The 8,122-nt window shown below is 68.1% G+C and carries 8 protein-coding genes and 1 tRNA gene; 2 read left to right on the top strand and 7 right to left on the bottom strand.

Features of this window, described 5'->3' with window-relative positions; genetic code table 11:
- The coding region (locus CCN35_RS05175; protein WP_143631390.1) for a phosphoenolpyruvate carboxylase at positions 1-1,385 on the top strand (1,385 nt) is incomplete at its 5' end.
- A gap of 246 nt (positions 1,386-1,631) precedes the next feature.
- Here the strand turns inward: CCN35_RS05175 and CCN35_RS28860 are convergent.
- From CCN35_RS28860 to CCN35_RS05140, 7 genes are all read right to left on the bottom strand, one after another.
- Positions 1,632-2,138, bottom strand: coding sequence for a hypothetical protein (locus tag CCN35_RS28860; RefSeq protein ID WP_067396438.1), 507 nt, complete (start codon positions 2,136-2,138; stop codon positions 1,632-1,634).
- Between the two features lie 52 nt (positions 2,139-2,190).
- The gene (gene pth, locus CCN35_RS05165; protein WP_067396440.1) at positions 2,191-2,793 is read right to left on the bottom strand and encodes an aminoacyl-tRNA hydrolase; all 603 of its coding nucleotides are present in this window, start codon (positions 2,791-2,793) and stop codon (positions 2,191-2,193) included.
- A gap of 71 nt (positions 2,794-2,864) precedes the next feature.
- Complete coding sequence (locus CCN35_RS05160) at positions 2,865-3,449, bottom strand: 50S ribosomal protein L25/general stress protein Ctc (RefSeq protein WP_067396443.1); 585 nt, start codon at positions 3,447-3,449, stop codon at positions 2,865-2,867.
- Positions 3,450-3,645: 196 nt separating this feature from the next.
- Entirely contained in the window at positions 3,646-4,620 is a 975-nt protein-coding gene (locus tag CCN35_RS05155) for a ribose-phosphate diphosphokinase (protein ID WP_067396445.1), read from the bottom strand.
- Positions 4,621-4,714: 94 nt separating this feature from the next.
- The gene (gene glmU / locus CCN35_RS05150) at positions 4,715-6,163 is read right to left on the bottom strand and encodes a bifunctional UDP-N-acetylglucosamine diphosphorylase/glucosamine-1-phosphate N-acetyltransferase GlmU (RefSeq protein ID WP_079129786.1); all 1,449 of its coding nucleotides are present in this window, start codon (positions 6,161-6,163) and stop codon (positions 4,715-4,717) included.
- Between the two features lie 133 nt (positions 6,164-6,296).
- Positions 6,297-6,369, bottom strand: a tRNA-Gln gene (locus CCN35_RS05145).
- 14 nt (positions 6,370-6,383) lie between these two features.
- On the bottom strand, positions 6,384-7,244 hold the full coding sequence (locus CCN35_RS05140) for a helix-turn-helix domain-containing protein (protein ID WP_067396497.1): 861 nt from the start codon (positions 7,242-7,244) through the stop codon (positions 6,384-6,386).
- A 167-nt stretch (positions 7,245-7,411) separates the two neighbouring features.
- On the opposite strand from CCN35_RS05140, the gene CCN35_RS05135 reads away from it, so the two are divergent.
- Positions 7,412-8,122: sensor histidine kinase (locus CCN35_RS05135; RefSeq protein WP_143631388.1), on the top strand; the 711-nt coding region annotated here is incomplete at its 3' end.

Raw genomic sequence — 8,122 nt, 5'->3', positions numbered from 1 at the left:
CCCCCACCCCCGCCCCCGTCGACGAGGCCGGCGCCAAGACCCTCGGCGTCTTCGAGACCATCAAGCGAGCCCTGGACGTCTTCGGACCCGAGGTCATCGAGTCCTACATCATCTCCATGTGCCAGGGCGCCGACGACGTCTTCGCCGCCACCGTGCTGGCCCGGGAGGCCGGCCTCATCGACCTCCACGCCGGCTGGGCCAAGATCGGCATCGTGCCGCTGCTGGAGACCACCGAGGAACTCAGGGCCGCCGACACCCTCCTGGAGGACATGCTCTCCGACCCCTCCTACCGGCGCCTGGTCGCCCTCAGGGGCGACGTCCAGGAGGTCATGCTCGGCTACTCCGACTCCTCCAAGTTCGGCGGCATCACCACCAGCCAGTGGGAGATCCACCGCGCCCAGCGCCGCCTGCGCGACGTCGCCCACCGCTACGGCGTACGCCTGCGCCTCTTCCACGGCCGCGGCGGCACCGTCGGCCGCGGCGGCGGCCCCACCCACGACGCCATCCTCGCCCAGCCCTGGGGCACCCTCGAAGGCGAGATCAAGGTCACCGAACAGGGCGAGGTCATCTCCGACAAGTACCTCCTCCCCTCCCTCGCCCGGGAGAACCTCGAACTGACCGTCGCCGCCACCCTGCAGGCCTCCGCCCTGCACACCGCCCCCCGCCAGTCCGTCGAGGCCCTCGCCCGCTGGGACGCCGCCATGGACGTCGTCTCCGACGCCGCCCACGCCGCCTACCGCAAGCTCGTCGAGGACCCCGACCTCCCGGCGTACTTCTTCGCCTCCACCCCCGTCGACCAGCTCGCCGACCTCCACCTCGGCTCCCGGCCCTCCCGCCGCCCCGACTCCGGCGCCGGCCTCGACGGACTGCGCGCCATCCCCTGGGTGTTCGGCTGGACCCAGTCCCGGCAGATCGTCCCCGGCTGGTACGGCGTCGGCTCCGGCCTCAAGGCCCTGCGCGAAGCCGGCCTCGACACCGTGCTCGACGAGATGTACGAGCAGTGGCACTTCTTCCGGAACTTCATCTCCAACGTCGAGATGACCCTCGCCAAGACCGACCTGCGCATCGCCCGGCACTACGTCGACACCCTCGTCCCCGACCACCTCAAGCACATCTTCGACAGCATCCGGGCCGAGCACGAACTCACCGTGCGCGAGGTGCTCCGCGTCACCGGCGAGAAGGAACTCCTCGACCACCAGCCCGTGCTCAAGCAGACCTTCGCCATCCGCGACGCCTACCTCGACCCGATCTCCTACCTCCAGGTCGCCCTGCTCAAGCGGCAGCGCGACGCCGCGGCGGCCGGCGAGGAACCCGACCCGCTGCTCTCCCGGGCCCTGCTGCTGACCGTCAACGGCGTGGCGGCCGGCATGCGCAACACCGGCTGACACCCGGCCCGGCGACACCCGGCCGGCACACGACACCGGCCCGACACCCACAGGTGCCCCTGAGCCCCGCACCCGGGCTCAGGGGCACCTGCGCGTCCACGAGGGCCCGGTGGCTCCTATGTGTCATGAAGAGAGGGAGGAGGGCCGAGGAAGGGCCGGAAGAGGCAACCGGCGCAGACACGGCAGGAGGAACCCGGACGGCCCGGACCGGGAAGCAGCCCGGGCCAAAAGAGCGCCGGAGCCGCTTCACACCGTCAGGGACACCGCCGTCAGCAACGCCACCCCCGCCCCCGCCAGCACCCACGCCACCCGGGGCCGGCGCAGCCCGCCCGCCACCACCACCGAGGCCAGCAGCAGCGCACCGCCCAGCGGGGCCCACGCGTGCAGAATCCCGGCCGGACCCGAACGCAGCACCTCGTCCGTCCCCGGCTTGACGATGACGGTGTAGGTCTGCCCCTCCCGCACCGCCGCCGTACGGGCGATCACCACCCGCTCCCGGGGCGTCGACCCGGTCGACACAGGCGTGTACGGCCCCGTGCACGTGTCCTCGGAGCAGTCCGTCACCGTGACCGTGCCGTGCTCACGCCCCTTGGTCAGCATCACGTACGGCGCGGCGTCCCACGACGCCCACACCCCCGCGATCAGGATCAACGCCGTCACCACACCCATCGCCGCGACCAGACCGAACCGGAGCACGGCGTGCGAGGCCTGACGAGTACGGGAAGCGGTGACGGCAGGCATGGCGGGGATCATTGGCCATACCCCTACGAGCGGTCAACTTCGGAGGGAGCAAAGAGACGACAAGTCAGGAGTTGTACGTGTTCTGCGCCCGCTCCAGCCCCTCCGCCAGCAGACACTCCACCGCATCCGCCGCCCGGTCCACGAAGTAGTCCAGCTCCTTGCGCTCCGCCGCCGAGAAATCCTTCAGCACATAGTCCGCCACCGGCATGCGCCCCGGCGGACGCCCGATCCCGAACCGCACCCGGTAATAATCCGGACCCATCGCCTTCGTCAGCGACTTCAGGCCGTTGTGCCCGTTGTCACCGCCGCCCCGCTTCAGCCGCAGCGCACCGTACCCGATGTCCAACTCGTCATGAACCACCACGATCCGGTCGAGCGGCACCTTGTAGAAATCCCGCAGCGCATTCACCGGCCCGCCCGACAGATTCATGTACGACATCGGCTTCACCAGCACCACCCGGTGGCTGCCCGGCCCCACAGGACCCATCCGGCCCTCCACCACCTGCGCCTGAGCCTTCGTCGCCCGCTTGAACCGACCCCCCATCCGATCGGCCAGCAGATCCACCACCATGAACCCGACATTGTGCCGGTTCATCGCATACCCCGGTCCGGGATTGCCCAGCCCGACGATCAGCCAGGGAGCATTCGCAGGGGTCGTCACGTCCAGATCTCCTCAAATACAGCGCCAGCCGCTGCCCCCGACGGGAACAGCGGCTGACGAAACGACGACGGCCGGACTCAGGCCTCGGCGCCCTCTTCCTCCGTGCCCTCCGCGGCCTCGGTCTGCGACGCCAGAACCTGCAGAACCGGAGTGTCCTCATCCACCGCCAGCTTCACACCCTGCGGCAGCGGAATGTCCTTGGCCAGGACCGACGCACCCGCGTCCAGACCCTGGACCGACACCGGCAGCGTGTCCGGAATGTGCGTCGCCTCGGCCTCCACCGGCAGCGAGGACAGCACGTGCTCCAGCAGGTTCCCGCCCGGAGCCAGGTCGCCCTCGGCCACCACCGGAATCTCGACGACGACCCGCTCACCACGCTTGACCCGCAGCAGGTCCACGTGCACCAGGAAACCCTTCAGCGGGTCACGCTGCACAGCCTTCGGAATCGCCAGCTCGTTGGTCTTGCCGTCGATGTCCAGGGAGATCAGAACGTTCGGCGTACGCAGCGCCAGCAGCAGATCATGACCCGGCAGCGTCAGGTGGATCGGGGTCATGCCGTGCTCGTACAGCACACCGGGAACCTTGTTCGCACGACGGATACGACGCGCCGCACCCTTGCCGAACTCGGTGCGCGTCTCGGCGGCGATCTTCACCTCGGACATGCTCATCACTCCTCGTAGAAGTAGACGGAAAACGGACGCAGTCGCCCGGCTCCGAACAGCCTGCTACGAAGAGCGCGTCGATAACGGACCGCCGCACCCCGATCACGAGTACGGCCTCCCTCGCCGAGCAACTGCAGCAGTGTACTCAGAGCGGGAGGCCGACCCCAAAACGATCTACGGCACTACGGAACGACCGTCACCGCTCGTCGAACAGACTCGTCACCGAGCCGTCCTGGAACACCTCACGCACCGCACGCGCGATCGTCGGAGCGATCGACAGCACCGTGATCTTGTCCAGCTGCAACTGGCTCGGCGTCGGCAGCGTATTCGTCAGCACGAACTCGCTCACCCGCGAGTTCTTCAGCCGATCCGCCGCCGGCCCCGACAGCACACCATGCGTCGCCGTGACGATCACATCCGCCGCACCATGCGCGAACAGCGCGTCCGCCGCAGCACAGATCGTGCCACCGGTGTCGATCATGTCATCCACCAGGACACAGATACGGTCCTTCACATCACCGACGACCTCGTGCACCGTGACCTGGTTCGCCAGATCCGGATCACGCCGCTTGTGCACGATCGCCAGCGGCGCACCCAGCCGGTCGCACCAGCGGTCCGCCACCCGCACCCGGCCGGCGTCCGGAGACACAACCGTCAGCTTCGAACGGTCCACCTTGCTGCCCACATAGTCCGCCAGCAGCGGCAGAGCGAACAGATGATCCACCGGCCCGTCGAAGAACCCCTGGATCTGATCCGTGTGCAGATCCACGGCGAGAATCCGCGTCGCACCCGCCGTCCTCATCAGATCCGCGATCAGACGCGCCGAGATCGGCTCACGCCCACGGTGCTTCTTGTCCTGCCGCGCATAACCGTAGAACGGCACGATCACCGTGATGGAACGAGCCGACGCACGCTTCAGCGCATCGATCATGATCAACTGCTCCATGATCCACTTGTTGATCGGAGCAGTGTGGCTCTGGATCAGAAAGCAGTCGGCACCCCGCGCCGACTCCTGATACCGCACATAGATCTCCCCGTTCGCGAAGTCGAACGCCTTCGTCGGGACGACCTCGACACCCAGCTCCTGGGCGATTTCCTGGGCAAGCTCGGGGTGGGCGCGGCCGGAGAAGAACATCATCTTCTTCTCGCCGGTCGTCTTGATCCCGGTCACAGCAGTGTCTCCTCAGAAGGTGTTCGGAGCATGGTGGGGTACACGCGTGTGCGCACTTATCACGGTACGCCGTATTTCGAGCAGCCGTTCCCCCTCAGCCCTCGCCCCCGGCCTCCCGGACAGCCGCCTCGGCCGCCTTCGCCGCCGCACTCCCCGGACGCTTACGAGCCACCCAACCCTCGATATTCCGCTGCTGACCACGGGCCACGGCCAGCGCACCCGGCGGCACATCCTTCGTGATCACCGAGCCGGCCGCCGTATAGACACCGTCCCCCACTGTGACAGGCGCAACAAACATGTTGTCCGCACCCGTCCGGCAGTGAGAACCCACCGTCGTGTGATGCTTGTTCTGCCCGTCGTAATTCACGAACACCGTCGCCGCACCGATGTTCGTGTACTCGCCGATTGTCGCGTCCCCGACATACGACAGATGAGGAACCTTCGTCCCCTCACCCACCGACGCGTTCTTCGTCTCGACGAACGTACCCACCTTGGACTTCGGCCCAAGATCCGTCCCCGGCCGCAGATACGCGTACGGACCCACGGAAACCCCCGGACCGACCACCGCCCCGACAGCCACCGTGTTCTCCACCCGCGCACCGGCCCCGACCCGCGTGTCCGTCAGCCGACTGTGAGGCCCCACCTCCGAGCCCTCACCCAAATGCGTCGACCCGCACAACTGCGTCCCCGGATGCACGACGACATCCCGCTCGAACGTCACCGACACATCCACCCAGGTCGTCGCCGGATCCACGACCGTCACCCCGGACAACATCGCAGCCGTCAGCAACCGGTCATTGAGAATCCGCCGCGCCTCCGCCAGCTGCACCCGGTTGTTGATCCCCGCGATCTCCCGGTGATCGGCAGCCACGCACGCACCCACCCGGTGACCCGCCTCACGCAGAATCCCGAGCACGTCCGTCAGGTACTCCTCACCCTGACTGTTGTCCGTCCGGACCTTCCCCAGGGCATCGGCCAGCAACCGACCGTCGAACGCGAACACCCCGGAATTGATCTCCCGGATCGCCCGCTGCTCCTCGGTCGCGTCCTTGTGCTCCACGATCGCGGTCACCGCACCGCTGACCTCGTCCCGCACGATCCGGCCGTACCCCGTCGCATCCGGCACCTCGGCGGTGAGCACGGTGACGGCATTGCCGTCGGAGTGATGCACGGCGGCAAGATTCCGCAGGGTCTCACCCGTCAGAAGCGGCGTGTCCCCGCAGACGACGATCACCGTCCCGTCCACGGACCCGCCGAGCTCCTCCAGCCCCATGCGGACCGCGTGCCCGGTCCCGTTCTGCTGCTCCTGCACGGCCGTGCGGACCTCGGCGTCGATCTCCGCCAGATGCGCGGTGACCTGCTCCCGCGCGTGCCCGACGACGACGACCAGATTCTCCGGCTTCAACTCACGCGCAGCGGCGAGCACATGACCCACCAGGGAACGGCCGCAGATCTCATGCAGGACCTTCGGTGTGGCCGATTTCATACGGGTGCCCTCACCCGCTGCGAGAACGATGACGGCTGCCGGGCAGATGGCGCTCACGGAATGCCCTTCGGCTGTGGATGGGTGGGGGTTGGACAACCGCAGGATACCGGGGGCATTCGGGCGACGAGACAGGAACGGGTCCTGACCCTTCAGGGGTCAGGACCCGAACCCAGGTCTTGTGAGCTGTGAGCTCCCCCGCAAGGATTCGAACCCTGTCCTGCTGGTACCAAAAACCAGTGTGCTGCCAGTTACACCACGGGGGACAGCGCTTCAGACCTTACCGGAGACGTACCTGAGACTGGGCAACGATTCCGTTCCACCAGCCCTCGATCCGGTTGTACAGCTCAGCGCTTCTGGCCACGCCGACGACCAGGCAGCCGTGGTAGCCGTCCCCTGTGTTCTTGCGGACCGTCTTCGGGGTGTGCTTCTTGAGGGTCGGCTTCATGAAGACCGAGGTGTCGATGCCGGCGACGTCCGCCCAGAAGCGGTGTGCTGCGTCGACGTCCGCCGACTCGTGGATGAGCACGCGGAAGGACAGACGGGACCGGTCCACATCGAGCAGATCCAGCCACGCGAGGTACACCCGGATCACTCCCGGGTCGCTGTTCACGAAGACGACCCGCTCGCGTCGGTCGTACGGCTTGCTCTTTGCGCCCTCGGCCCAGTAGAGGGCCACTCCGGCCACGAAGAGATCCCGGTCCGACAGTTCCCCGATCTCTCGGCAGGCCGCGAGCTTGATGTCCTCGCGCTCTCTCCGGTCCGCGGCCCGCTTCCGCGCCAGTCCTTCGCGCATGAGCGCACGCTGCTCCTCCGGCGTGTACCGCGGCTGCGGCTTCGGCAGGTCCCGCACCCACAGCGACACCGAGCTCCGTGAGCAGCCCAGCTCGGCCTCGATCTGGTCGTAGGTCCAGCCCTGGAGGCGCAGCTCCCGTGCCTTCGCGCGCATGTCGTCCTTTGCGTTCGGGCGCTTCGTCCACGCCGGCGGCGGTTCGCCCTTGACCAGCTGGCTGAGGATGTCGTTGTTGCGGACCTTCAGCTCGTCGCGGATCTGCCGGAGGCTGTAGCCCTGGCGCCGCAGCGCGATCGCCCGTTCCCGGAGGCCTTCGAAGTCGGCGTACTTGCCTTGTGCATGTGCCATGGACATACCGTCCGGGCGGAATGTTCGCCTCCGGGGTCGAACGGGGGATGGTTCAGCAGTTCGAGGGATTTCGGCCGGTTCCGCTGTTGTGCGATTACGGAATGTGATCCGGTTCCGTGCCCGGAACTGGGCGGAGCGGCCGGAACGGCCGCCCGTAGTCTGGGGGTATGACCACGACGGGGGAAGACCGCGCCACGGCCCCGACCGGGCCGTGGTGGTGGACGCGGTGGCGTGGTGCGGCGCTGGACGGGGGCCTTGCGCTGGTGTCCGCGGTGGAGTGCGGGCTCGAGGGGGTGCCGTTCGCGCGGGAGGCGGGGATTCCGACGGCCCTGGGGGTCGTGTTCGGGGTGCTCGCGGGTTCCGTGCTGCTCGTGCGGCGGCGGTGGCCCGTTGCCGTGGTGCTGGTGGTGATCGCCGTCACTCCGGCCCAGATGGGTCTTCTGATGGGGCTCGTCGGGCTCTACACCCTGGCCGCGTACGAGGTGCCGCGCCGGGTGGTCGCCGTGCTGGCCGGGATGACCCTGCTCGCGACGATGATCGTGACGTTCCTGCAGGTGCGGCAGGACGCGGCGCGGGCGGATCTGACCGTCGGGAACTGGTTCGTGCCGTTCGCCGCGGTCACCACTTCGCTCGGGCTGACGGCGCCGCCGGTTCTGCTGGNNCGGGCGGAGGAGCGGGCCGAGTGGGCTCGTCGTGAGGAGCGGACGCGGATCGCGCGGGAGATGCACGACGTGGTCGCGCACCGGGTGAGTCTGATGGTGGTGCATGCGGCCGCGTTGCAGGCGGTGGCCCGGAAGGATCCGGAGAAGGCCGTGAAGAACGCCGCTCTGGTGGGGGACATGGGGCGGCAGGCGCTGGCCGAGCTGCGGGAGATGCTG

The organism is Streptomyces thermovulgaris, assembly GCF_002155915.1.
GTDB classification, from domain to species: domain Bacteria; phylum Actinomycetota; class Actinomycetes; order Streptomycetales; family Streptomycetaceae; genus Streptomyces; species Streptomyces thermovulgaris.
The sequence above is the reverse complement of the archived record's forward strand: the minus strand, read 5'-3'. Positions and strand labels throughout refer to the sequence as shown.

Excerpts from the sequence above, each read along its gene's own strand:
- CCN35_RS05160 (WP_067396443.1), bottom strand. The coding sequence starts at position 3,449 with ATGTCCGAGGTGAAGATCGCCGCCGAGACGCGCACCGAGTTCGGCAAG.
- CCN35_RS05140 (WP_067396497.1), bottom strand. The coding sequence starts at position 7,244 with ATGGCACATGCACAAGGCAAGTACGCCGACTTCGAAGGCCTCCGGGAA.
- CCN35_RS28860 (WP_067396438.1), bottom strand. The coding sequence starts at position 2,138 with ATGATCCCCGCCATGCCTGCCGTCACCGCTTCCCGTACTCGTCAGGCC.